Source organism: Phaeobacter sp. G2 (assembly GCA_025163595.1).
GTDB lineage: Bacteria > Pseudomonadota > Alphaproteobacteria > Rhodobacterales > Rhodobacteraceae > Pseudophaeobacter.
In genome coordinates this window covers 3,689,794-3,711,127 of record CP104100.1, presented here as the reverse complement: position 1 = coordinate 3,711,127, position 21,334 = coordinate 3,689,794, and the positions used below count along the sequence as shown (strand labels likewise).

Annotated in this window: 23 protein-coding genes; 16 read left to right on the top strand and 7 right to left on the bottom strand. The window is 59.1% G+C overall.

Annotated elements, in window-relative coordinates; genetic code table 11:
* Window positions 1–210: 210 nt before the first annotated feature.
* Complete coding sequence (locus N1037_17615; protein ID UWS79057.1) at window positions 211–2,058, top strand: methyl-accepting chemotaxis protein; 1,848 nt, start codon at window positions 211–213, stop codon at window positions 2,056–2,058.
* 174 nt (window positions 2,059–2,232) lie between these two features.
* On the opposite strand, the gene N1037_17610 is transcribed toward N1037_17615, so the two are convergent.
* Window positions 2,233–2,460, bottom strand: a complete 228-nt coding sequence (locus N1037_17610; protein UWS79056.1) for a hypothetical protein — start codon at window positions 2,458–2,460, stop codon at window positions 2,233–2,235.
* 336 nt (window positions 2,461–2,796) lie between these two features.
* Here N1037_17610 and N1037_17605 point away from each other — a divergent pair, with 336 nt between their 5' ends.
* From N1037_17605 to N1037_17580, 6 genes are all read left to right on the top strand, one after another.
* Window positions 2,797–3,408, top strand: coding sequence for a DUF4178 domain-containing protein (locus tag N1037_17605; GenBank protein UWS79055.1), 612 nt, complete (start codon window positions 2,797–2,799; stop codon window positions 3,406–3,408).
* The gene (locus tag N1037_17600; GenBank protein UWS79054.1) at window positions 3,405–4,715 is read left to right on the top strand and encodes a DUF4178 domain-containing protein; all 1,311 of its coding nucleotides are present in this window, start codon (window positions 3,405–3,407) and stop codon (window positions 4,713–4,715) included. The genes N1037_17605 and N1037_17600 overlap by 4 nt, the downstream gene beginning before the upstream one ends.
* A 1-nt stretch (window position 4,716) precedes the next feature.
* Window positions 4,717–4,875, top strand: coding sequence for a hypothetical protein (locus tag N1037_17595; GenBank protein ID UWS79053.1), 159 nt, complete (start codon window positions 4,717–4,719; stop codon window positions 4,873–4,875).
* Window positions 4,876–4,886: 11 nt separating this feature from the next.
* Window positions 4,887–5,111 (top strand): DUF350 domain-containing protein, encoded by a 225-nt coding sequence (locus tag N1037_17590; protein ID UWS79052.1) that lies wholly within the window; start codon window positions 4,887–4,889, stop codon window positions 5,109–5,111.
* 7 nt (window positions 5,112–5,118) lie between these two features.
* On the top strand, window positions 5,119–6,711 hold the full coding sequence (locus N1037_17585; GenBank protein UWS79051.1) for a polyamine aminopropyltransferase: 1,593 nt from the start codon (window positions 5,119–5,121) through the stop codon (window positions 6,709–6,711).
* 152 nt (window positions 6,712–6,863) lie between these two features.
* Window positions 6,864–7,967 carry a CoA transferase gene (locus N1037_17580; protein ID UWS79050.1) on the top strand — a complete coding sequence of 368 codons (1,104 nt, stop codon included), beginning with the start codon at window positions 6,864–6,866 and terminating at the stop codon, window positions 7,965–7,967.
* Window positions 7,968–7,984: 17 nt separating this feature from the next.
* Here N1037_17580 and N1037_17575 read toward each other — a convergent pair whose 3' ends face one another.
* A complete protein-coding gene (locus N1037_17575) occupies window positions 7,985–8,782 on the bottom strand; it encodes a helix-turn-helix domain-containing protein (GenBank protein ID UWS79049.1) in 798 nt (265 codons plus the stop codon).
* 133 nt (window positions 8,783–8,915) lie between these two features.
* On the opposite strand from N1037_17575, the gene N1037_17570 reads away from it, so the two are divergent.
* Window positions 8,916–10,901 (top strand): CocE/NonD family hydrolase, encoded by a 1,986-nt coding sequence (locus N1037_17570; GenBank protein UWS79048.1) that lies wholly within the window; start codon window positions 8,916–8,918, stop codon window positions 10,899–10,901.
* A gap of 61 nt (window positions 10,902–10,962) precedes the next feature.
* On the opposite strand, the gene nadC is transcribed toward N1037_17570, so the two are convergent.
* From nadC to nadA, 3 genes are read right to left on the bottom strand one after another with little or no spacing between them, the layout of a single operon-like run.
* Window positions 10,963–11,814, bottom strand: coding sequence for a carboxylating nicotinate-nucleotide diphosphorylase (gene nadC, locus N1037_17565; protein ID UWS79047.1), 852 nt, complete (start codon window positions 11,812–11,814; stop codon window positions 10,963–10,965).
* 11 nt (window positions 11,815–11,825) lie between these two features.
* On the bottom strand, window positions 11,826–13,409 hold the full coding sequence (locus N1037_17560; GenBank protein ID UWS79046.1) for an L-aspartate oxidase: 1,584 nt from the start codon (window positions 13,407–13,409) through the stop codon (window positions 11,826–11,828).
* 47 nt (window positions 13,410–13,456) lie between these two features.
* The gene (gene nadA / locus N1037_17555) at window positions 13,457–14,509 is read right to left on the bottom strand and encodes a quinolinate synthase NadA (GenBank protein ID UWS79045.1); all 1,053 of its coding nucleotides are present in this window, start codon (window positions 14,507–14,509) and stop codon (window positions 13,457–13,459) included.
* Here nadA and N1037_17550 point away from each other — a divergent pair.
* The 4 genes from N1037_17550 to N1037_17535 all read left to right on the top strand — a co-directional run bounded on the left by N1037_17550 (window position 14,508) and on the right by N1037_17535 (window position 17,169).
* Window positions 14,508–14,861, top strand: a complete 354-nt coding sequence (locus tag N1037_17550; GenBank protein UWS79044.1) for a hypothetical protein — start codon at window positions 14,508–14,510, stop codon at window positions 14,859–14,861. The genes nadA and N1037_17550 overlap by 2 nt on opposite strands.
* Before the next feature lie 87 nt (window positions 14,862–14,948).
* Window positions 14,949–15,653 carry an ABC transporter permease gene (locus N1037_17545; protein UWS79043.1) on the top strand — a complete coding sequence of 235 codons (705 nt, stop codon included), beginning with the start codon at window positions 14,949–14,951 and terminating at the stop codon, window positions 15,651–15,653.
* Window positions 15,653–16,369, top strand: coding sequence for an ATP-binding cassette domain-containing protein (locus tag N1037_17540; protein ID UWS79042.1), 717 nt, complete (start codon window positions 15,653–15,655; stop codon window positions 16,367–16,369). Before N1037_17545 ends, N1037_17540 begins: the two co-directional genes overlap by 1 nt.
* Window positions 16,366–17,169 (top strand): substrate-binding domain-containing protein, encoded by an 804-nt coding sequence (locus N1037_17535; GenBank protein UWS79041.1) that lies wholly within the window; start codon window positions 16,366–16,368, stop codon window positions 17,167–17,169. Before N1037_17540 ends, N1037_17535 begins: the two co-directional genes overlap by 4 nt.
* Window positions 17,170–17,240: 71 nt before the next feature.
* Here the strand turns inward: N1037_17535 and phnF are convergent, their stop codons facing one another.
* Entirely contained in the window at window positions 17,241–17,990 is a 750-nt protein-coding gene (gene phnF / locus N1037_17530; GenBank protein ID UWS79040.1) for a phosphonate metabolism transcriptional regulator PhnF, read from the bottom strand.
* 107 nt (window positions 17,991–18,097) lie between these two features.
* On the opposite strand from phnF, the gene phnG reads away from it, so the two are divergent.
* Genes phnG through N1037_17515 form a run of 3 tightly spaced genes read left to right on the top strand, consistent with a single transcriptional unit; the run spans window position 18,098 to window position 20,239 of the window.
* The gene (gene phnG, locus N1037_17525) at window positions 18,098–18,550 is read left to right on the top strand and encodes a phosphonate C-P lyase system protein PhnG (protein UWS79039.1); all 453 of its coding nucleotides are present in this window, start codon (window positions 18,098–18,100) and stop codon (window positions 18,548–18,550) included.
* Window positions 18,550–19,134, top strand: a complete 585-nt coding sequence (gene phnH, locus N1037_17520; protein ID UWS79038.1) for a phosphonate C-P lyase system protein PhnH — start codon at window positions 18,550–18,552, stop codon at window positions 19,132–19,134. The genes phnG and phnH overlap by 1 nt, the downstream gene beginning before the upstream one ends.
* A 4-nt stretch (window positions 19,135–19,138) precedes the next feature.
* Entirely contained in the window at window positions 19,139–20,239 is a 1,101-nt protein-coding gene (locus N1037_17515; GenBank protein UWS79037.1) for a carbon-phosphorus lyase complex subunit PhnI, read from the top strand.
* Between the two features lie 2 nt (window positions 20,240–20,241).
* Here N1037_17515 and N1037_17510 read toward each other — a convergent pair whose 3' ends face one another.
* A complete protein-coding gene (locus N1037_17510; protein UWS79036.1) occupies window positions 20,242–20,421 on the bottom strand; it encodes a hypothetical protein in 180 nt (59 codons plus the stop codon).
* Window positions 20,422–20,467: 46 nt separating this feature from the next.
* Here N1037_17510 and N1037_17505 point away from each other — a divergent pair, with 46 nt between their 5' ends.
* Window positions 20,468–21,334 carry an alpha-D-ribose 1-methylphosphonate 5-phosphate C-P-lyase PhnJ gene (locus N1037_17505; protein UWS79035.1) on the top strand — a complete coding sequence of 289 codons (867 nt, stop codon included), beginning with the start codon at window positions 20,468–20,470 and terminating at the stop codon, window positions 21,332–21,334.

Genomic DNA, 21,334 nt, shown 5'->3' with positions numbered 1-21,334 from the left:
AATAACTTCATGCCCTGTTTTGTTATTTACGGAAATTTTCTGGTAAGTAATATCTTGGGTTGCAGGTTCTGTTTCCTGGGGTTGTTTTGGCGCTATTTTTGAATTTTTAATAAACGAACTTTAATAAAGGGGCGTACAACCTTGTGGAGTTTTTAAATGTTCAGGAATGTCTCAATAAACTTAAGATTGCTGGTTTCTGGCATTACAGCGGTGTTATCTATCGTATTTCTGGCCAGTCTGTCGGTCTATAGCCTATGGCAGAGTGAATTGGAATTGGAAGGGCAAATCGCCACTGTCGGGACGGTGCGGCAGGAGTTAAACGCAAATCTGAAACGCGAAGCGATAGAAGGGCTGGTTGTTTACGGCCTGCTTCAGGGCGCAGATCTCTCCAATGATGATAAAGCAGCGCTGTCGGCGCAGCTGACGGAAGAGGCAGAGAGCCTTCTGACCAGTCTCAAAGAGCTTCAGGTGACAGAAACCCAGCCCGAAACCGCCGCCGCGATCGAAACAGTTTTGCCTATGGCAGAGCAGAGCCTCGCCTCTAGCCAGGCTCTTCAGGCTTTGGGGTTTCGCGATAGTGCCGCTGCTCTGGCAGCGCTGCCGTCCTATTTGCAAGAATTCCACGCCTTGGAAGAAGCGCTTCTCTCTCTTGGTGAAAGCATTGAAACGCGTGCCGCGGAAACAGCGGTGGCGGCGCGGGCCCATGATATAAATATGCTTTATACGTTATTGGGTATTTCTGGCCTGACCATTTTGGTGGTGCTATATAATGCGCGCAAAACGACGCTGACCATTACCAGACCAATCGAACGCTTGCGCATGGCGCTCAAAGATGTTGCGGAAGGGGATTTTGAGATCAGGATCTCTGACCGAATGCGCCCGGACGATTTTGGTGAAATTGCCCATGATATCGATGTGATTACTGCCCTTGTTGTAAAAACTCTCGCCGAACAAGAGGCGGGCCGAGCCGAAGGGGAGCGTGTTATCACCCGTCTTGGGAACGGGTTGAAAAATATGTCGAAAGGGGACTTTAGTGACCGTATTGATGAAACCTTTGACGATGAATACGATCCACTGCGCATTGATTACAATGAAACGGTAGATAACCTGAATGAATTGATTTCCAAGGTGGTATTGGCCAGCAAGGGTATTCAGGGACGATCCAGTGAAATTCAGGTCGCATCCGAGGATCTGTCGACGCGCACTGCCAGCCAGGCCGCAACGCTGGAGCAGACTGCAGCAGCGCTGGAGCAGATGGCTATGAGCGTCAACACTGCGGCGCAAAACACCAAAGAAGTCGAGCAGGCGGTGGTGACAGCGCGCAGCGACGTGGAACACAGTGGGCGGGTCGTTGAGGGGGCAATTGCCGCCATGAACGAAATTGAGGCGTCCTCTAGTCGGATTTCGCAGATCATTGGGGTGATTGATGACATCGCCTTCCAGACCAACCTTCTTGCGCTTAATGCCGGGGTTGAAGCGGCACGCGCTGGCGAAGTGGGGCGGGGATTTGCTGTTGTGGCCTCCGAAGTGCGTGAGCTGGCACAGCGGTCGTCTGAAGCGGCAAAGGAGATCAAAATCCTTATCGCGACCAGCTCCGATCATGTCCAGGATGGGGTGCAGCAGGTTGACGGTGCAGGCAAGGCACTGGAAGCGGTTGTCCAGCAGGTCGCCCAGATTTCAGAGCTGATATCGGGCATTTCTGCGGTCTCTGCCAATCAGGCTACGGGGATCAACGAGGTCAATATCGGCATGTCTCAGCTGGATGAGGTGACCCAGAAAAATGCGACCATGGTTGATGAGTCCAGCTCTGCTATCCAGTCTTTGAATGGCGAAACACGCGGACTGAATCAGCTGGTTGATCAGTTTGTCTTGCGCGAAGAGCAGGATCAGGTCGAAGACGCAACCTCTTGGCAGGACGGTGCACCTGAGCCTTGGCAGGACAGTGCGCCTGAGCCTTGGCAGGACAGTGTGTCTGAGGTGGATTTTGCCGAAGCCACTGACGATTTCGACGTGGATGATATGGACTATGAGGAAGAACAGATGCCTCGGTCTGCATAGGCCATTACCGGCCTGAGCCATCATCGGCCTGAGCCATCAACCTGACTGAGCCATCGACGAAGATCGCAGCTAGGATGATCTGTCAGACAATGGCAGGATGCGCCCATTTTGAACAGCCGTAAACTTTTGGCTGGATCTCAAACCGAGCGCATCCGCGAAATCGTACAACCAGACCTAAAGGTAGTAGCTGTCGGAAAAGACATGATGTGCCAACCGGTCACGCTTGAGGCCACGTTTTGCAAGCTCTTCGTCGCTCATCGCCATCAGTTTGGTTAGGGTTTTGTAGCGCGTATCGTTTTCGGCCATTGCGACCAAACCTCTGCCAAGGGCTGTGAAGGGCTTCGCAAGAAGATTCAAAAGTCCAAAGGCGGTTGGGGCGGTATAATGTGCGGTATGTGCCATTTGCAGGTCACTCCTGATAAAACGTCTCCCATGGGGTGAAAATAGGCGGCGGTTCTCCGCGCCACCAGCCGCAGCGCCGTCATAGCCGCTATGCGTTGAGCTCAGGCGCCGGGATGGCGTAAATTTCAGGCATTAAAATCATATATTTGTTAGATTTTTTGCATCTTGTGAAACCTGCGGGCTCAGGGGGCGTGAAATTGAACCCTTGGGCGGGTAGGGCGCATCTGTATTTCAGGATGAATCTGTCCAGTCCTTGGCATGTTGCAAAATGCAAGCATGAGGGAAAATGGTGTTTTTTCCCGTTGCGAGCAGGGCCTGAATGATAAGAATTGGCCCATGAGCGAAATGAACTGTCCCAACTGTGGTAGCGGCGTCAGCCCGGCGATCAAAAGCGTCAAGATGATCACCTGCGAGTCCTGTGCGACCACTCTGCTGCTTGAGGATGCGGGGCTGCGTCTTGCGGGCAGCCAGGGGGTGCTGCATGAGGTGCCGATGATTTGCCAGCTGGGCGATGAGCTCAAGATCGGCAAGGGGCGCTATCAGGTTCTGGGCCATGCCCGGTTTTCCTACGGGCGCGGCACCTGGGATGAATTCTGGGCGATTGACGGCTCCGGCAATCCGGTGTGGATTTCCGTCGATGAGGGCGATCTGATCCTGCAGCGTGAACTGCCAGAAAAAGACTGGCCACAATTTCGGGGGACGCTGCGTCTGGGCCGTACGCTGCGCTACAAGACTGAAGGGTTTCGCGTCGACGAAGAGGGAACCGGAACATGTGTTGGCCTCAAGGGCAGCTTTGGGCACCCGTTGACGGTCGGAGAGAGCTATCGCTTTCTCAACCTGCAGGGGGAGAATGGCACTGTGCTGTCGGCGGAGAGTGTCGGCAAGGACTATGAGTGGTTCATTGGCAGCTGGATCGACCCCTTTGAGGTCGAGGTCAAAGCAGCATGAGCCTGAACCCAGATCTTAAGTCGATCAACTGCACCGCCTGTGGCGCCGGGCTCGACGTTCTGGGCGGCGGCCGGGTGACAACCCATATCTGTAGCTATTGTGGCACGGCGCTGGATGCGTTGGACAATTATAAGACCCTGGTAAAATTCAATATTCTGGAGCGCCCGGAGACCCCGATCAAGATTGGGGCGGCGGGGCAGATCTTTGGGGTGAACTACACTGTCATTGGGCTACTGGAACACGAAGAGGTCTGGCGCGGGCGCAGTTGGAAATGGGTGGATCATCAGGTGTTCTCTCCCACTCATGGCTATGCCTGGCTGACACTTGAGGATGGCCATCTGACCTTTTCGCGGCGCTACCGCAAGCCGGTGGGCTGGCTGTCAGAAGCTGAGGTCAACCGCGCAGATACCCGCCCGAGGGTGCGGGCCGGGGGAGAGGTGTTCCAATATTATGAGACCTCAACCAGCGCGGTGACCTATGCAGAGGGCGAATTCACCTGGGCGCCGCGCAAGGGACAGAAGACCACCACGATTACGGCGATGTCCGACACTGCGATGTTGGGCTTTTCGACCACCAAACGCGAACGCGAGATCTACCATACGGTCTATCTGGAGCCGACCGAGGTTTCCGGCTTTGATCTGGACATTGGGAGCAAGCCAAGCGGAGTACATGCGCTTCAGAAATTGAAGGCAGGCGCCCATGCAGCTTTCCTGACCAAGGCGGCACTGGGCTGTATGGCGCTGTGCCTGGGTTTAGCGCTTGTCATGTTCCTGCAAAACGGCAGGCTAGCCGAAACGCGGCAACGGTTCTCGGTTACGGAACTGCCGGTAACCATCCCGTTTGAGGTGAGCGAACCAGGGCGTCTGACCCGTATTGATCTACAGGGAAATGGGCGCAATAGTTGGCACTTCCTTTCGGTAGAGCTGGAAGATCCCGAGGGGGAGGTTCTGTTTGAGTCCGGGCGCACCGTGGAATATTATCATGGGCGCGACAATGAGGGCAGCTGGAGCGAGGGCAGCAATGCGGCGAGCCTGGCCTTTTTTCCGCCGGCGGCCGGTCGTTATGCGGTGACGCTGGATTTGGAAGAGAGCGGATTTTGGGCGCCCAATGTGAACCGCGCCTCTTCGCCGCAACGCCAGTTGACTGAGGTGAGCCTGCAAATTCGCAATGGCGTTTCCAGCAGTTTCTGGCTGGTTCTCCTGGCGCTTGGTTTTGGCTGTGTTGGCGGCCTGCCGATGCTGCGCCGTTATCTGCATAACAGGGCCCGCTGGCGCGACAGCGACTGGGTTGATGAGGACGACGATTGAGATGATGTTATTTCGGCTGGTCTTTGTTGTGCTCTCGGGGCTGGCTATCGCTGGAACCACCTATGTCGCCTATCTGGGCCATGGCGGCGAAAGCCGTGATTTGGATCGCTCTATCCGCGCTGTCAGCGCTGGGCGGGGATTGAATGGAAGTATCAAATAGAGAGGATTCTCATGGAGTATCTTGCCGCAATTCAGCTGGCTGAAATGATCAGCACTGTTGTCTATACAATTCTGGGCGTCGCGCTCATGGGGCTGATCTGGAAGGTCATTGACTGGATGACACCTTTTCCCATCATGAAAGAGATCGAGCAGGATCAGAACATGGCGCTGGCGGTGTTGATTGGTTTGGTGTTCGTTTCGATTTCGATCATCATTGCGGCTGTCATTGTCTCCTGAGCCGCAGGTGCAGACGACAGAGGGCGCAGGCGCATCAACTGACCCGCTTGCGGCGGCCAAGTCCCTGCGCCTGCGGGAAGCCTGGCTTTTGGTGGCAACCTTTCTGGTGGCTGTGGCCGGCCTCATCTATGAGCTGATTGCGGCCACATTGTCGAGCTACCTGCTGGGTGACTCCGTGCGACAGTTCTCCTATGTGATCGGGGTGTTTCTGTCGTCCATGGGGCTGGGGGCCTGGCTGTCGCGCTATGTGGAGCGCCCAATGGCGGGCTTTGTCTGGGCGCAGATCCTGCTGGGGATCGCGGGTGGGTTTATGGCGCCGGCGGTGTTCCTGACCTTTGCCTGGATGGAGAGCGTCAGCCTGCCGTTGTACGGATTGCTGATCACCGTTGGGCTGCTTTCGGGACTGGAGATCCCGTTGATCGCGCGGGTGCTCAAAGACATTGGCGCGCCGGAGTTCCGCTTTGAGAATGTTCTCAGCGTTGACTATATCGGCGCATTGGTTGCCTCGCTTGCCTTTCCATTGCTGATCATTCCGCACCTTGGCCTGATGGCTGGGAGCCTGGCGTTTGGGGCGCTGAACCTCGGGGTTGCCGGGCTGTCCTTGTGGATATTTCGTCGCGATACCAGCCGGGCGCAGCTGGGGGTCTGGGCGATCGCGTTGCTGGTGACCCTGGTTGCACTATGGCAGGCAGAACGCCTGGTATCCGTGACAGAGAGCAACCTGTTTGAGGATGACATTATCCTCAGCGAAGCCACGCCCTATCAGCAGATCACAGTGACCCGGTATCGCGACCGCACCCGGCTGTTTCTGGACTACTCGATCCAGTTTGATAGCCTGGATGAGTACCGCTACCATGAAAGCCTGGTGCATCCGGCCATGTCGCTGGCGCCGCGCCGCAAATCCGTGCTGATCCTTGGCGGCGGTGATGGGATGGCGGCACGGGAAGTGTTGCGCTGGGCGGAGGTCGAGAAGGTCACGCTGGTCGATCTGGACCCACGCGTCACCGAGCTGTTTCGCGACCACCCGGACCTGTCACCTTTGAACCACGGATCCCTGTCTGATCCGCGCCTTGAAATCAAAAATGTTGATGCCTGGCGCTTTGTTGAAGGCAGCAGCGCTGTCTATGATGTGATAATAATAGATCTTCCTGATCCCAAGAACCTGGCCCTGTCCAAGCTCTACAGCCGCCAGTTTTACGGCACCTTGGTTGAGCGGCTGAGCGCGCAGGGGATTATGGTGACACAGGCGGGATCGCCACTGTTTGCCCGCGAAGCCTTTTGGTCGATCAATGCGACCCTGCAGTCCAGCCGTAACCCCCAGGCCCCGGGGGCTGGGCTGTCGACGCAGCCCTACCATGCCTATCTGCCGAGCTTTGGCGATTGGGGATTTGTACTGGCCAGTCCGCAAAAACCGGCCTCGACGCGGCTTGGCCTGCCTGCAAATCTGGCGGCGGAGCTGAAATATCTGACCCCCGAGGTGTGGCAGGCGGCGCAGGTGTTTGACCCTCAAAGTGGTCCCACACCAGTGGCGGTCAATACGGTGCAGTCACATGCTTTGGTTGGGTATTATCTGGATGGCTGGGCGCGTTGGTTTGAGTAGCCCGTAGGGCCTGCGGTTTTTAAGGTCCTCGCCTTGGCGTCAGTGCGCAAGCGAGATGATTTCTGATCAAATTATTGCAGGGGCAACAGGGGATAGGGTAGGTAGCGGTCAGGATTGATCGCACGGGGCAAGACCCCAGTAAGGAATAGCCCATGACCCCGCTTTCTGGCCTCAAAGTTGTTGAATTGGCGCGCATTCTGGCAGGTCCCTGGATCGGCCAGTCGCTGGCGGATTTGGGCGCCAAAGTGACCAAAGTCGAAAGTCCTGATGGAGATGATACCCGCAGCTGGGGGCCTCCGTTTATTGAGCGCGACGATGATAAAACAGCAGCCTATTATTATGCGGCCAATCGCGGCAAAGACTGTGTTGTGGCGGATTTTCGCACCGAAGCGGGGCGCGCGCAGGTGCTGGAGCTGATCCGGGATGCGGATATTCTGATCGAGAATTTCAAGGTCGGTGGGTTGGCGAAATATGGCCTCGATTATGAGAGCCTGGCCCAGGTGAACCCGCGGCTGATCTATTGCTCGGTCACCGGGTTTGGTCAGGACGGACCCTATGCCAAACGCGCAGGCTATGATTTTCTGCTGCAGGGGATGTCCGGTTTGATGTCGATCACCGGTGAGCCTGAGGGCCAGCCGCAAAAGGTAGGGGTTGCGATCACCGATGTGGTCACCGGGCTTTATGGCACCATTGGCATTCTGGCGGCGGTTGAACAGCGCCATACCACGGGCCGGGGTCAGCACATTGACATGTCCTTGCTGGATTGCGCCACGGCGGTTCTGGCAAATCAGGCGATGAACTATCTTGCCACCGGTGACAGCCCGACACGGCTGGGCAATGCGCATCCCAATATCGCGCCCTATCAGGTCATGGCGGTACAGGATGGGCATATCATTCTGGCCGTGGGCAATGACGGCCAGTTCCAGCGCTTGTGCGATGTGCTGGGTCTGGCGGGCATCAAGGCGGATGCGCGGTTCAGCTCGAACCAACTGCGGGTGGCCAATCGCGATGCCCTGACGATCTTGCTGGAAACCGTGCTGGCGGGCTGGAGCCAGGGAGAGTTGCTGGCAGCACTGGAGGCGGCGACGGTTCCGGCGGGTCCGATCAATACCGTGGGTCAGGCCTTTGAGGATCCACAGTTGCAGCATCGCGGAATGCAGATTTCACCAGAGGGCATTCCTGGCGTCCGTGGTCCCTGGAAATTCTCGGATGCTGATCTGGCGTTGGAAAAATCGGCGCCCAAATTGCCAAAATAAGCTCTGCATTTTCTGGGCTACGGCTCTGGAGTGATGCTGATAGGTGGCTGGTCTCCCAGCAGGCGCCGCACCTTTGGGTCCAGTCTGACGCTGGTGCTGGGGTAGGCGCCGGTCAGCGCCAGGGCTTCGCGGGCGCTGGTGCGCTCAGAGATGCGTACCCAGACCGTGCGGGTGGAAAAGGGCTGTTGATCCGGGCGGGCAGATACCCCAAGGGTCAGCCCCTGCAGATAGGTTGTCTGTTGTGGGTGTTCCGGCATTAAAACTGTCTCCGACAAGAAACCACCTGCGCGCCGGTGGGTCTCATACATACACAGCCGGTTTCCCTGAAAGCTGGCCAGCCCGTGATAACGGCTGCGCTGGCGAATGCTGCCGTCGCCGGAGGTCGCCCGCTCATAGGTATGGGTGACAACCAGACCATCCTCGGCCCGGAGCTGGATCAGACTGCGCAGGATCTGCCCTGGCCAGGTCGGGGTGCAGTAATAGGCGTGATAGACCCCTAAAAACCGACGCAGCGGGCGGGCCTGGTTTTGAAACAGCCGGTTGAACGGCAAAAATGAGGGATTTGCGGCCAGCGCAGCCTTATCCAGCCGCGCGCCCTGTGCGGCGCAGAATTTATCATGGGGGGCCAGCAGCTCTGCCTCTGTCAGGGCAAAATACTTACTGATGCGCCGCAGGTTATGGGCCGAGGGGGCGCCGCCACCGCTGAGGTAGCGGTTGAACTGCTGGCGATTGATGCCAATGCCACGACAGGTCTGCGCAATCGGCCCCGCTTCGGCACAGAGCCAGCGCAGGTTTTGGGCGAAAGAAGACTGCATCTGGCGCTCGCTTATGAGGATCTCGATAAAGTGCTTACATTAGCGTCACTTTGGGTACAATTGCGCAGTATGGAAATTCAGCGACTTGGGCGAGATTGCAGCAAGATTTGTAGCCAGAAAATGAGATGCCCGAATGCCCAACGCCTATGACCTGATCGAGACCACCTGGATCACCCTGCCCGACGGGCGCCGCCTGGCTGCGCGGATGTGGTTGCCACGGGTGCAGACTCCGGTTCCAGCCATTCTGGAGTATCTGCCCTACCGCAAGGGCGATGGCACCGCGCCACGGGATGAAACCACCCATAGGGTTTTTGCCAGCGAAGGCTATGCCTGTATCCGAGTTGACATCGCCGGCACCGGGGACAGCGAAGGCGTCTTTGATGACGAATATTCGGAGCAGGAGTTGAGCGATGGCGAAGCGGTTCTGGCCTGGATTGCGGCGCAGGATTGGTGCGATGGCAACATCGGTATGATTGGCATTTCCTGGGGTGGCTTCAACGGGTTGCAACTGGCATATCGCCGCCCCGAGGCGCTCAAGGCGGTGGTCTCGGTGGCCTCGACAGCGGATCGCTACGCTGATGATATCCACTATATGGGCGGCTGCCTGCTCAGCGATAATGCCAATTGGGGCAGCCAGATGTTTGCCTATCAGTCGCGCCCGGCAAACCCCAAGAACCGCGCTGACTGGCGGGAGGATTGGATCAAGCGGATCGCGGAGATGCCCTTTATGGCCGCCGACTGGCTGCGCCATCCGACCCGCGATGATCAGTGGAAGCACGGCTCCGTCTGTGAGGATTGGTCGGCCATCACCGCCCCGGTTTTGGCCATCACCGGCTGGGCGGATGCCTATGTGAATACCCCATCCGCCCTGGCCGCCAATCTCACCGCACCCTCCAAGGCGCTGGTGGGCCCCTGGGAGCACCGCTACGCCCATATCGCCAAACTGGATCCGGCGGATTTCCATGGCGAGGTGCTGGCCTGGTTTGATCACCACTTGCGTGCAGAGGATAACGGAGCTCAGGATCTGCCGGACTACCGCACCTATATGCAGGAACATTTCAATCCCACCATGCAGAACAAGCCCCGTCAGGGCCGCTGGGTAGCTGAGGCGCAGTGGCCATCCCCCAATGTGCGCGACCGAGTGATGTATCTGGGCGCTGATGGGCTGTCGGAGACGGTCACACCAGGGCAGCGGGTTGTGCGCAACCCGGCGACGCTGGGGCAGGCTGCGGGTTATTTTTGTGCTGGTATGCGGTTTGAAAATGAACTGCCCGGAGATCAGACGGCGGATGATGCCATGGCTACCTGCTTTGACACTGGGCCACTAGCGGAGCCGCTGGAGATATTGGGACGGCCACGCCTGCGGGTGTCCTTCAGCGTCGACCGCCCAGTGGCGCAGTTGGTGGCGCGGCTGTGTGATGTCTCGCCCGAAGGGGTCTCACAGCGGATCACCTACCGCGCCCTGAACCTGACCCATCGCGACAGCCATGAAACCCCGGCGCTTTTGGTGCCGGGGCAGCGCTATGAGGCCGAGATCGCCCTGAATGAATGCGCCCATCACCTGCGCGCCGGGCACCAGCTGCGGCTGGCGATATCGACCTCTTACTGGCCCATCGTCTGGCCCGCACCGCAGGCCGCCGAAGTAACGCTGCATCTGGAAAGCTCGACGCTCACCCTGCCGGAGCGGCGTGTCGCAACCGAGATCGCACCGCAAAACCCCGGTGCACCGCGGGATTATCCAACCCTGCAATCGCAGGTATTGCGGCCTGCCAGCGGCACCTCACAGACCATAACCCGTGAAGATGGCACAGTGGTGCTGGATACCTTTGACGACTATGGCAAGGCGGTGGATCCCTATCACGGGCTGACGGTGGGCAGTCATGTGTCGATGCACTACGCCATACACCCTGACGATCCGGCCTCCGCAGTGTTCGCCAGTGATTGGACCTTCACTTTTGAACAAGACGCGTGGCAGGTCTCGATTGACACCGAGAACAAGATGACCTGCGACGTGGAGAACTTCTATCTGTGGCGCAAAGTGACGGCCCGCGAGGGGGCGGACGGGGCGGAGGTTCTGGTCAAGGAGTGGCAGGAAACCATCCCGCGCGGATTTCAGTGATTGGCCGCAGATCAAAACCGGGGTCAGGCGTCTTTCGCCTGACCGTCGCTGCTGATTTGTCTTAAAAATCCAGGCCGAGATCCAGGGTGCTTGCCGAATGGGTCAGCGCGCCGGAAGAGATGAAATCTACCCCAGTGGCGGCGACTTCGGCAATGCGCTCCAGCTTCATGTTGCCAGAGGCTTCGGTCACCAGCTGGCCCTGGGCCAGCTCGACGGCGCGGATGAGGTCAGGGGTGCTCATATTGTCCAACAGCACCACATCGGCGCCGCCAGTTTCCAGTACCTGGCTCAGCTGAGCCAGGGTGTCGACCTCGATCTCGATCTTCATCATATGGCTGACGCTGGCCTTGGCGGCGTTCAAAACCTGGGCAATGCCACCAGCGGCGGCGATGTGGTTGTCCTTGATCAGGATCGCATCCGAGAGGCCAAAGCGGTGGTTTGAACCTCCACCATGGATCACAGCCTGTTTTTCCACCATCCGCAGCCCCGGCGTGGTTTTGCGGGTGCAGGTGATGCGGGTCTGGGTGCCTTTGGTTTCGGCGACAAACCCGACGGTGAGGCTGGCAATCCCGGACAGACGCCCGGCAAAGTTCAGCGCCACGCGTTCGCCGGACAGGATCGCGGCGGCCGAGCCCTCGATGGTCATCAGGGTGTCGCCGGGAGCACAGGGGGCGCCATCCGCGATCAGGGTTTCAACCTGCAGCGAGGGATCCACCAGATGAAAGGCGATGCGGGCGATCTGCATACCAGATACAACACCGGCCTCGCGGGCATTCAGCCGCGCCCTATAGCGGGCCTCGGCCGGGATCACCGTGCGGGTGGTTATATCGCCGTTCTGGCCCAGATCCTCATGCAGGGCGGCGCGCACCAGGGGTTCCAGCAACAGGTCGGGCAGGGGAGCTTGGCGGATCATGGCATGTCCTTTCAAAGGCTTTGTAACACCCGGTCACGCAGGGCATGGGCGGCGCTGAGGGTGGTCTGGCTACGCTGGGCGAGGGCAGGGTCTGCCTGCGGGAAATCGGTGCGGAAATGGCCGCCACGGCTTTCGCGGCGTTCCAGCGCGCTGGTGGCAATCAGGGTGGCGGTGGCGCACATGTTGAGAAAGGCCTCATCATGGGACTGCGCCGCTTCCAGCGCTTGCAGGGTGGCAAGTGCTTGCCGCAGCCCTTCTGCGTTGCGGCGCATGCCAACATGGGTGGTCATGGTCTGGCGTAGCTGTTGCACCGCCGCCGCATCCAGGCTTGGAGCGGCTGTTGCGAATGCAGGGTGGAGTTCTGCCACTGGCGCTGTCGGCATTGCGATAGTGTCTGCAATGTCCCGGGCCGCGCGGCGGGCATAGACCAGGGCTTCGAGTAGCCCGTTCGAGGCCAGACGATTGGCGCCATGCAGCCCGGTGGAGGCGGCTTCGCCACTGACCCACAAGCGATCCAGCGAGGCACGCCCGCGCATATCCGTCTCGATCCCGCCCATGTGATAATGGGCGGCGACAGCCACCGGAATGGGATCTTTTACCGGGTCAATCCCGGCGCGGGCACAGGTTTCGGCCAGGGCGGGAAAGCGGCTCAGCACCTCGGCGCCAAGTGCGGCACGGGTGTCCAGCATGGGGCGGCGCCCGGCCTGGGTTTCGGCAAAGATACCCCGCGCCACCACGTCACGCGGCGCCAGCTCTGCGTCCGGGTGCTGATCCAACATGAACCGGTGGCCATCAGAATTGATCAGGGTGGCGCCTTCGCCGCGCAAAGCTTCTGTCGCCAAGGGGGCAGGATCTTCACCGCAGTCAACCGCAGTGGGATGAAACTGGACAAATTCCGCATCTGCAATGCGGGCGCCAGCGCGGGCGGCCAGCCCGATAACCTGGCCCCGGATACGTGGCGGATTGGTGGTATGGGCAAACAAGCCGCCAGAGCCACCCCCGGCGAGCAAAACGGCAGGGCAGGAGATCAGCACCGGCGCGGAAGGCTGGTCAGAGCGTCGGATCCAGACCCCTGTCACGGTATCGGCGCGGGTCTCCAGCCGCAGGGCCTCGGTGCCCTCAGTAACCTGGATCGAGGGGGTGGCGCGGACCTCCTGGATCAGGGTTTCCATGATCTGTTGGCCGGCCTGATCGCCTTTGACCCGGACAACGCGGGCGGCGGAATGAGCGGCTTCGCGGCTCATCACGTAGTTGCCGTCAGCATCGCGATCAAACGGCGCGCCCAGCTCTGTGAGGTCAAGAATATGATCGCGGGCCATGCGGGTGACCATATCGGCCACCTCGACGTCGACGGTGCCGTCGCCGGCCCTGCGGGTGTCACGGGCATGGGAGGCGGCGCTGTCGCTTTTGGCCATGGCCGCAGCAACACCGCCTTGCGCCCAGGCGGAACTGGCCCCCAGACCCAGGGGCTCGGGCGAGATCATCAGCACCGGACGCGGGGCCAGCTCCAGCGCTGCGTAAAGCGCCGCAAGACCCGCACCGACAATGACGATACGGTCGGTGCTCAGCTGTTTGGCTGCAACTGGGGCGGTCATGCGCCTGGCTCCCAACGCGGCGCTGTTGCTGGAGAGGTCGCCACCTCTCAGATGCCCAGCTTTTGTGACAGGTCGATCATTTTCTGCACTGCCTGGCGGGCGCCTTCGGCGACTTTGGGATCAACCTCGATTGGCTCGGACATGGTGTGCAGCGACCAGAGAATTTTCTCCAGCGTGATCTTTTTCATGAAGGGGCACATGTTGCAGGGGCCGACAAAATCCACCTCTGGCAGGCTGTCTGCGATATTGGAGGCCATGGAGCATTCGGTGATCAGCAGGGCCTTTTCCGGCTTTTCGTCGGTGACATATTTGATGATGCCACTGGTGGAGCCCGAAAAATCGGCCTCAGCCACCACATCGGGGGGGCATTCGGGGTGGGCAATCAGCCGGGTGCCGGGATTCCACTCGCGGAATTCGCGCAGATCCTTGGCGCTGTATTGCTCGTGCACGATGCAGGAGCCCTCCCACCAGACGACGTTCTTATGCGGCACATCCTGGGCTACATTCTGCGCCAGATACTGATCGGGGGTCATGATGACCGTGTCAGAACCCATGGCGCCGACAATCTGCGCGGCGTTGGAAGAGGTGCAGCAAATGTCTGAGGCGGCTTTGACCTCGGCGGTGGTGTTCACATAGGTGACCACCGGGGCACCGGGGTAACGGCGGCGCATATCTTCGACACCCTCGGCGGTGATGGATTCCGCCAGCGAGCAGCCTGCCTCCATGTCCGGCATCAGCACGACCTTGTCCGGGCTGAGGATCTTGGAGGTTTCGGCCATGAAATGCACGCCGCATTGCACGATGACGTCGGCCTCGACCCGCGTGGCCTCGATCGCCAGTTGCAGGCTGTCGCCCACCACATCCGCAACCCCGTGGTAGATTTCGGGGGTCATGTAGTTATGCGCCAGAATAACCGCGTTGCGCTCTTTTTTCAGGGCGTTGATCGCAGCCACATAGGGGGCGTGGATAGCCCAGTCCATTGGCGCAACCACGCGTTTCATGCGCGCATACTCCTCGGACATCTCCTGCGCCAAAGCGGGGTTTGGCGCCAGATCGTAGTGAGCGGCGAGCTGATCGCGCATGGTTTGCAGATCAAACATGGCTAATCCTCAAAGTGGTGTTCAGGACGAAACGTTGGGTGAGGCTTGTTTCACGTTCAAATTCCGCACGCAAGGGAGACAGGGGGAATACCAAGGCTTGTGCGGTAATATGGCGCGAAGGAAGCCCGTTGTTGGGGTCTATTGGCGCATTGCGGCATCAAAAGGAAACCAAAATGCGCCTGCCGGGTCGTATTTCCCGGGTTTCTTGTCTGTATTGATCGCGGAAATTGGCAAAGTTCCGATAGAAAAAGATGGCGAATTTGACCCCTGGGTAGAGGCGGCCAAAGGTGGGGCTGGACAAATTGTCCCTTTTTCTGCCCTTGGCAAATTAGCCCTGTTTTTGAGCGATTAGCTGTGATTTTGAACCAATGGAAGGTCAGATGGTGACCCGGGCAGGAGGCGGCTATCCTCCCACCCTAAGAGGAGAAAAACAGGCGCAATGGTTGATCTGTTGGATGGTATGCTAAGGGCCTTTTGGCTGGTAGTGACCTTGGATTCTGACCTGGTAGAAATTACTCTACGCTCGCTGCGGGTCACTTTGACCGCGTTGGCGTTTGCCTCGGCGATTGCCCTGCCGTTTGCGGCGTTGCTGGCGGTGCGCCGGTTTCGGATGCGGCGGATTACCATTGCCGTGCTGAACGCGCTGATGGGGCTGCCGCCCGTGGTTGTTGGGTTGATCGTCTATGTGTTTTTGTCACGCTCCGGGCCGTTGGGGGTGATGGGACTGCTGTTTACCCCAACAGCGATGATCATTGCGCAGGTCATTATCATCGTGCCGCTGGTTGCCTCGATTGCACATCAGTCCCTGCGTGAGCTGTGGAGCGATTACCACGATCTGCTGATTTCGATGAATGCTAGCCAGGGGCAGCGGATCAAGGCGCTGCTTTGGGACGGGCGCCGGGCCTTGCTGACGGCGGCGCTGGCGGGATTTGGCCGCGCCATCGGTGAGGTCGGCGCCATCATGGTTGTTGGCGGCAATATCGACCATGCAACGCGGGTGTTGACCACCGCAATCGCCCTAGAGACCGGCAAAGGTGACTTTGCCATGGCGCTGGGGCTTGGGTTTGTGCTGATTGCCATGGCGATCACCGTCAATCTGGCAATTCACTGGCTGGGTCACACGGAAAGTGAGGGGCGCTGGTAATGAAGACGGCATTGTTTCCGCTGGTCGCCAAACAGGCCATGGTCCGCCGCCGTGGCAAGGTGCTGGTTGGTCCCATTGACCTGACTCTCGAAGGTCGGGGCACCACCATTGTGATCGGCCCCAATGGCGCCGGCAAGACCACGCTGCTGAAAATGCTACACGGGATCGTGCGGATGAACGGCGGCGCACTGGATTGGGCCTGTTCCAGAGAAGAGGCGCAGCGGCGACAGGCCTTTGTGTTTCAAACCCCGATCATGATGCGCCGCTCTGTGGTGGATAATATCGCCTATCCCTTGCAACTGGTCGGTGTCGCCCGCGCGGAGGCGCGGGCGCGCGCGGCGCTGTGGGCCGAGCAGATCAATCTGGGCGATGCGCTGGACCGGCAGGCTACCTTGTTGTCCGGGGGCGAACGGCAGAAGCTGGCGCTGGCCCGGGCGTTGATCCGCGAGCCGGACTTATTGTTTCTGGACGAACCCTGCGCCTCGCTGGATGGTCGGGCCACCCGCGAGATCGAAGAGATCCTGTTGCGGGCCGCAGCTTCGGGGACGCGGCTCATTATGTCGACCCATAACATGGGGCAGGCGCAGCGCCTGGCCGATGAGATCTTGTTTGTTTTGCAAGGGTGTATTCACGAATTTTCTTTGGCCCGGGAGTTCTTTGAGGGGCCAAAGACCACACAAGCACATGCTTTTCTAAGAGGAGATATTGTAGAATGAAGCAGCTACTATTGGGTACTATTACAGGTCTGCTATTGACCGGTGCGGCCTGGGCCGATGAGATGAAACTGGCGGTCACCACCTCCTTTCACAACTCGGGCCTGGCGGAAATTTTGCTGCCGGAAATCAAGGCTGATCTGGATCTGGATGTTCAGCTTTTGGTGGTTGGCACAGGCCAGGCAATCCGTCTGGGCGAAGCTGGCGATGTGGATGCCATTCTGGTGCATTCGCAAAAGGCAGAGGAAAAATTCCTTGCTGGTGGCAACGGCACTCATCGCCGTGAAATCATGTATAATGATTTTGTCTTTATCGGCCCCAAATCTGATGTCGCCGGGGTTGCCGCTGCCAAGGATGCAGCCTCCGCGTTGCAGTTGATTGCTGAGGCCTCGGCGCCTTTTGTCAGCCGTGGCGACGATAGCGGCACCCACAAAAAGGAGCTAAGCCTATGGGCTGCAGCGGGTCTGGATGCCGCAGGGTTTGACAGCTGGTACCGCGCAGTTGGTGCCGGTATGGGGGCGGCGCTGAACACGGCTTCTGGTATGGAGGCCTATATCATGGCGGACCGTGCCAGCTGGCTGAACTTTGGCAATAAGGGCAATCTGGAGCTGCTGTTTGCAGGCGATCCGGTCTTGTTCAACCAATATGCCTATCTGCCGGTGAATCCTGAAAAGCACTCCCATGCCAAAAACGATCTGGCGATGAAGCTGGAAGCCTGGCTGACCTCGGATCGGGCCAAGGAGCTGATCAACGCCTATAAGATCAACGGCGAAACCCTGTTTGTCTTTAACGCCAAACAGTAACGCCCCTGTCTATTGTGATGATTGGGCCCTCGTCTGGTGACGGGGGCCTTTTCCTTTTTACCAGTGTCGGCCTATGGCTCTTGCCCGTCGATGGTGAGCGTCACACGATCACCGGCAAACCAGGTGCGGCCAAATTCAACCGGGCGACCCGTTGGGTCGATGTTGACCCCCGTGGTGCGCAGAATCGGCGCGCCTTCTGATATGCGCAGGTGCAGGGCCTGGGTTGCGGTTGCCAGTTTGGCGGTAATGCGGGTTTCCAGCCGGGTGTAATCGGCAATGCCGCAGGCCTTGAGCGCCGCCGTGACCGATTGCATATCTTCCAGAGAGGTCAGCATGTTGGGCAGAACCTGCGCGGGAAAGACGCTTTGAAACAGGGCGATGGGTTGCTCATCCGCCAGGGAGAGCCCGTCATAGACATGCACAAAGTCGCCGAGTTCTAAATCCAGCGCTGCGGCCTCAGTCTTGTCGGCGGCGCGGGTTTCCAGTGCCAGAATGCGTTTGGCGGGGATCTGGCCGCCGCGGGTGATATTTTGGTGAAACCGCACCCGTTTGCCGATGGGGTAATCGGTTGGGGCGGCTGCAACAAAGACCCCAGAGCCGCGCCTGGCATGCACCAAGCCTTGCTCGGCCATTGCCGCCAGCGCGCGTCTGACCGTATGGCGGTTGACGCCAAAACGCGCCGCCAGTTGTGCCTCTGAGGGCAGTTTGTCGCCGCTGCTATAGCGCCCCTGTGCGATGTCATCCGTGAGCGAAATTGTGATGGATTTCCAAACGGCTGTGCGGTTTCCAGGGGTGGGTGTCTTGGGGCCGTTTGCGGACATGTCACTAAACTTTCACAAGGTTTCGATTGCGCTTTGGGGACGGGCTTCGCTATGATTTGTCTAGTTGTATAGAACATGTAGACAAGCTGGCCAAGAGGCTCTGACAGATGAAGACAGAAATTTCCGCCACGGCGCGCAAGACCTGGATGAGCCTTTTGGCCCAGGCAGATGAACGTGAGCTCAGCCAATTGTGGGGGGGCTTTGATCACGACCCCGCGTTTGATTGGCTGCGTCCCCCAGAAGCAGGTGGCGTGATGGTACGGGGCCGCATGGGCGGCGGCGGCGCGCCTTTTAACCTGGGCGAAATGACGGTGACGCGCTGTGCGCTGACGCTGGCGGATGGCACCGTAGGCCATGCCTATGTGCAAGGGCGCTCAAAACCCAAGGCCGAGATCGCCGCCAAGGTGGATGCCTTGATGCAGACCAAAGTGGCAGATGATCTGCGCCAGGCGGTGTTGGAGCCGCTGCAGCAGGCGCAGCAATCGCGCAAAGAAGCGCGCGCAGCCAAAGCCGCAGCCACCAAGGTCGAATTTTTCACAATGGTTCGGGGAGAGGATTGATGTCCCTAGATATCGAAACCAACAGCTACGGCGGTGGCTTTGCCACGCCGCCCGTGGATGCGGCAAATGCCTTTCGCGCGGCGATGAACGCCATGGCCCGTCCCGGCACTGTTCAGAACATCACCGGCGCAGAGCCGCCTGCGGGTATTTCTGCGGCTGCGGGTTGTCTGTTGCTGACGCTGTGTGACCCGGAAACGGGCGTCTACCTTGCGCCAGATGTCGACAGCCCTGCGCTGCGATCCTGGCTGGCCTTTCACACCGGTGCGCCCTTTGTGGCGGCTGATCGGGCGGATTTTGCCCTGGGCAGCTGGGGGGCGCTGATGCCGCTGTCGCAATATCGGATCGGCACGCCGGAATACCCGGATCGCTCGGCCACTTTGATTGTCGAACTGGCTGATTTTGCCGCTGCAAATGCCACCCTGTCCGGTCCGGGCATCAAGGAGCAGAACCATTTGGCGCTGCCGGATGTGGTGGCCTGTCAGGGCAATGCAGCGCAGTTCCCGCTGGGGGTGGATTTCTTCTTTACCTGTGCGGCGCAAATGGCGGCGCTGCCGCGTTCGACCACCATATTGGCAAAGGACTGATCCGATGTATGTAGCCGTAAAGGGTGGCGAACGCGCCATCGACAATGCCCATGCCTGGCTCGCCGAAGAGCGTCGCGGTGATACCGGTGTTGCGGAACTCAGCCTGGCGCAGATCCGCGAACAGATGAGCCTCGCCGTCAATCGCGTCATGGCCGAGGGGTCGTTGTATGATCCGGATCTGGCAGCCCTGGCGATCAAGCAGTCGCGCGGGGATCTGATCGAGGCGATCTTTCTGATCCGCGCCTATCGCACCACCTTGCCGCGCTTTGGCTATAGCGAAGCGGTGGATACCGGTGTCATGGCCTGTGATCGCCGCATCTCGGCCACCTTCAAGGATGCACCTGGTGGGCAGGTGCTGGGGCCAACCTTTGACTACACCCATCGTTTGCTGGATTTCAAACTGGCCGCAGATGGTGAGGTGCCGCAGGCCGCAACCGCGCCGCCGCGTATGGAAACAACCCCGCATATCACCGAATTCCTGCAGGGGGAGGATATCATTGAGCGCGAGCCAAGCTCAGAAGCCGTGCCCGGTGATCTGACCCGCGAACCGATGAGCTTTCCGGCGGGGCGCGCCGTACGCCTGCAGTCACTGGCACGCGGCGATGAGGGCTTTATCCTCGGCATGGCCTATTCCACCCAGCGCGGCTATGCGCGCAACCATGCCTTTGTTGGCGAGCTGCGCATTGGCAAGGTGCCGGTGGAGATGGAGATCCCCGAGCTGGGTTTTGCGATCGAGATCGGCGAGGTAGAGCTGACCGAATGTGAGACGGTGAACCAGTTCAAGGGTTCCAAAACCGTGCCGCCGCAGTTCACCCGTGGCTATGGTCTGGTCTTTGGCCAGTCAGAGCGCAAAAGCATCGCCATGGCGCTGGTCGACCGGGCGTTGCGCTGGGAAGAACTGGGCGAAGACAACCTAGGTGCGGCCGCGCAGGATGAGGAATTTGTCCTCAGCCACTCCGACAATATTCAGGCAACGGGTTTCCTGGAGCACATCAAGCTGCCGCATTACGTGGATTTCCAGTCAGAGCTGGAACTGGTGCGCAAACTGCGCCGCGAGGCGCAGGAGCTGGCGGATCAGATGGCCGCACAGGAGGCGGCGGAATGAGCTCAGTCTTCTCTGCCGTCTCCATCGACGGAAGCATCATCAATGCCATGAGTGAATGTCGATCGGCTGCGCAGTTTCTGATGCGTTTTCGGGCGGTAGAACATGGCCGCCAAGATCAAACCAATAACCACCACAACAATGGTGATACCCAAGACGGTGCCAAGCAGTTCATTGGACGTCATATCTCAAATCTCCTTTGGGAAAAATCAGCTGGGGAAAGGGCATATCATGTCTGACTACAACTTTGCCTATTTGGACGAACAAACCAAGCGGATGATCCGTCGGGCTATTTTGAAAGGTCTGGCAGTGCCTGGCTATCAGGTGCCCTTTGCCAGCCGTGAAATGCCGATGCCCTATGGCTGGGGCACTGGCGGCGTGCAGGTCTCAGCGGCAACGCTGACGCCGGATGATACGCTCAAGGTGATCGACCAGGGTGCCGATGACACCACCAATGCGGTGTCGATCCGCAAGTTCTTTGAACGCACCGCCGGGGTCGCCACCACTGAGGAAACCGCCAAGGCCAGCGTCATCCAGACCCGCCACCGGATCCCCGAGGCCGAGCTCACTGAGGATCAGATCCTGGTCTATCAGGTGCCAATCCCGGAACCGCTGCGCTTTTTGGAACCGCGCGAGACGGAAACGCGCAAGATGCACAGTCTTGAGGAATATGGCCTGATGCATGTGAAACTATACGAGGATATCAGCCAGCACGGCGATATTGCCACTTCCTACGCCTATCCGGTCAAGGTCGAAGACCGCTATGTGATGGATCCTTCGCCTATTCCAAAATTCGACAATCCCAAGCTGGAGATGGCAGCGATCCAGCTGTTTGGCGCAGGGCGCGAGCAGCGCATCTACGCGGTGCCGCCGTATACACGTGTGGTCAGCCTCGATTTTGAAGACTACCCCTTTGAAGCCACCAAAGCTGATCATCCCTGTGATCTCTGCAATTCAGAGGACAGCTATTTGGATGAGGTGATCCTGGATGATGCGGGCAGTCGAATGTTTGTCTGCTCTGACACCGATTACTGCCGCGCACGGCGCGCCGAAGGCCATGTGGGGCGTTTGGGCGAAACCGAAGGGGAGGCTGCGTGA

Excerpts from the sequence above, each read along its gene's own strand:
- N1037_17610 (UWS79056.1), bottom strand. The coding sequence starts at position 2,460 with ATGGCACATACCGCACATTATACCGCCCCAACCGCCTTTGGACTTTTG.
- N1037_17605 (UWS79055.1), top strand. The coding sequence starts at position 2,797 with ATGAGCGAAATGAACTGTCCCAACTGTGGTAGCGGCGTCAGCCCGGCG.
- N1037_17600 (UWS79054.1), top strand. The coding sequence starts at position 3,405 with ATGAGCCTGAACCCAGATCTTAAGTCGATCAACTGCACCGCCTGTGGC.
- N1037_17595 (UWS79053.1), top strand. The coding sequence starts at position 4,717 with ATGATGTTATTTCGGCTGGTCTTTGTTGTGCTCTCGGGGCTGGCTATC.
- N1037_17590 (UWS79052.1), top strand. The coding sequence starts at position 4,887 with ATGGAGTATCTTGCCGCAATTCAGCTGGCTGAAATGATCAGCACTGTT.
- N1037_17580 (UWS79050.1), top strand. The coding sequence starts at position 6,864 with ATGACCCCGCTTTCTGGCCTCAAAGTTGTTGAATTGGCGCGCATTCTG.
- N1037_17575 (UWS79049.1), bottom strand. The coding sequence starts at position 8,782 with ATGCAGTCTTCTTTCGCCCAAAACCTGCGCTGGCTCTGTGCCGAAGCG.
- N1037_17570 (UWS79048.1), top strand. The coding sequence starts at position 8,916 with ATGCCCAACGCCTATGACCTGATCGAGACCACCTGGATCACCCTGCCC.
- nadC (UWS79047.1), bottom strand. The coding sequence starts at position 11,814 with ATGATCCGCCAAGCTCCCCTGCCCGACCTGTTGCTGGAACCCCTGGTG.
- N1037_17560 (UWS79046.1), bottom strand. The coding sequence starts at position 13,409 with ATGACCGCCCCAGTTGCAGCCAAACAGCTGAGCACCGACCGTATCGTC.
- N1037_17550 (UWS79044.1), top strand. The coding sequence starts at position 14,508 with ATGGCTAATCCTCAAAGTGGTGTTCAGGACGAAACGTTGGGTGAGGCT.
- nadA (UWS79045.1), bottom strand. The coding sequence starts at position 14,509 with ATGTTTGATCTGCAAACCATGCGCGATCAGCTCGCCGCTCACTACGAT.
- N1037_17545 (UWS79043.1), top strand. The coding sequence starts at position 14,949 with ATGGTTGATCTGTTGGATGGTATGCTAAGGGCCTTTTGGCTGGTAGTG.
- N1037_17540 (UWS79042.1), top strand. The coding sequence starts at position 15,653 with ATGAAGACGGCATTGTTTCCGCTGGTCGCCAAACAGGCCATGGTCCGC.
- N1037_17535 (UWS79041.1), top strand. The coding sequence starts at position 16,366 with ATGAAGCAGCTACTATTGGGTACTATTACAGGTCTGCTATTGACCGGT.
- phnF (UWS79040.1), bottom strand. The coding sequence starts at position 17,990 with ATGTCCGCAAACGGCCCCAAGACACCCACCCCTGGAAACCGCACAGCC.
- phnG (UWS79039.1), top strand. The coding sequence starts at position 18,098 with ATGAAGACAGAAATTTCCGCCACGGCGCGCAAGACCTGGATGAGCCTT.
- phnH (UWS79038.1), top strand. The coding sequence starts at position 18,550 with ATGTCCCTAGATATCGAAACCAACAGCTACGGCGGTGGCTTTGCCACG.
- N1037_17515 (UWS79037.1), top strand. The coding sequence starts at position 19,139 with ATGTATGTAGCCGTAAAGGGTGGCGAACGCGCCATCGACAATGCCCAT.
- N1037_17510 (UWS79036.1), bottom strand. The coding sequence starts at position 20,421 with ATGACGTCCAATGAACTGCTTGGCACCGTCTTGGGTATCACCATTGTT.
- N1037_17505 (UWS79035.1), top strand. The coding sequence starts at position 20,468 with ATGTCTGACTACAACTTTGCCTATTTGGACGAACAAACCAAGCGGATG.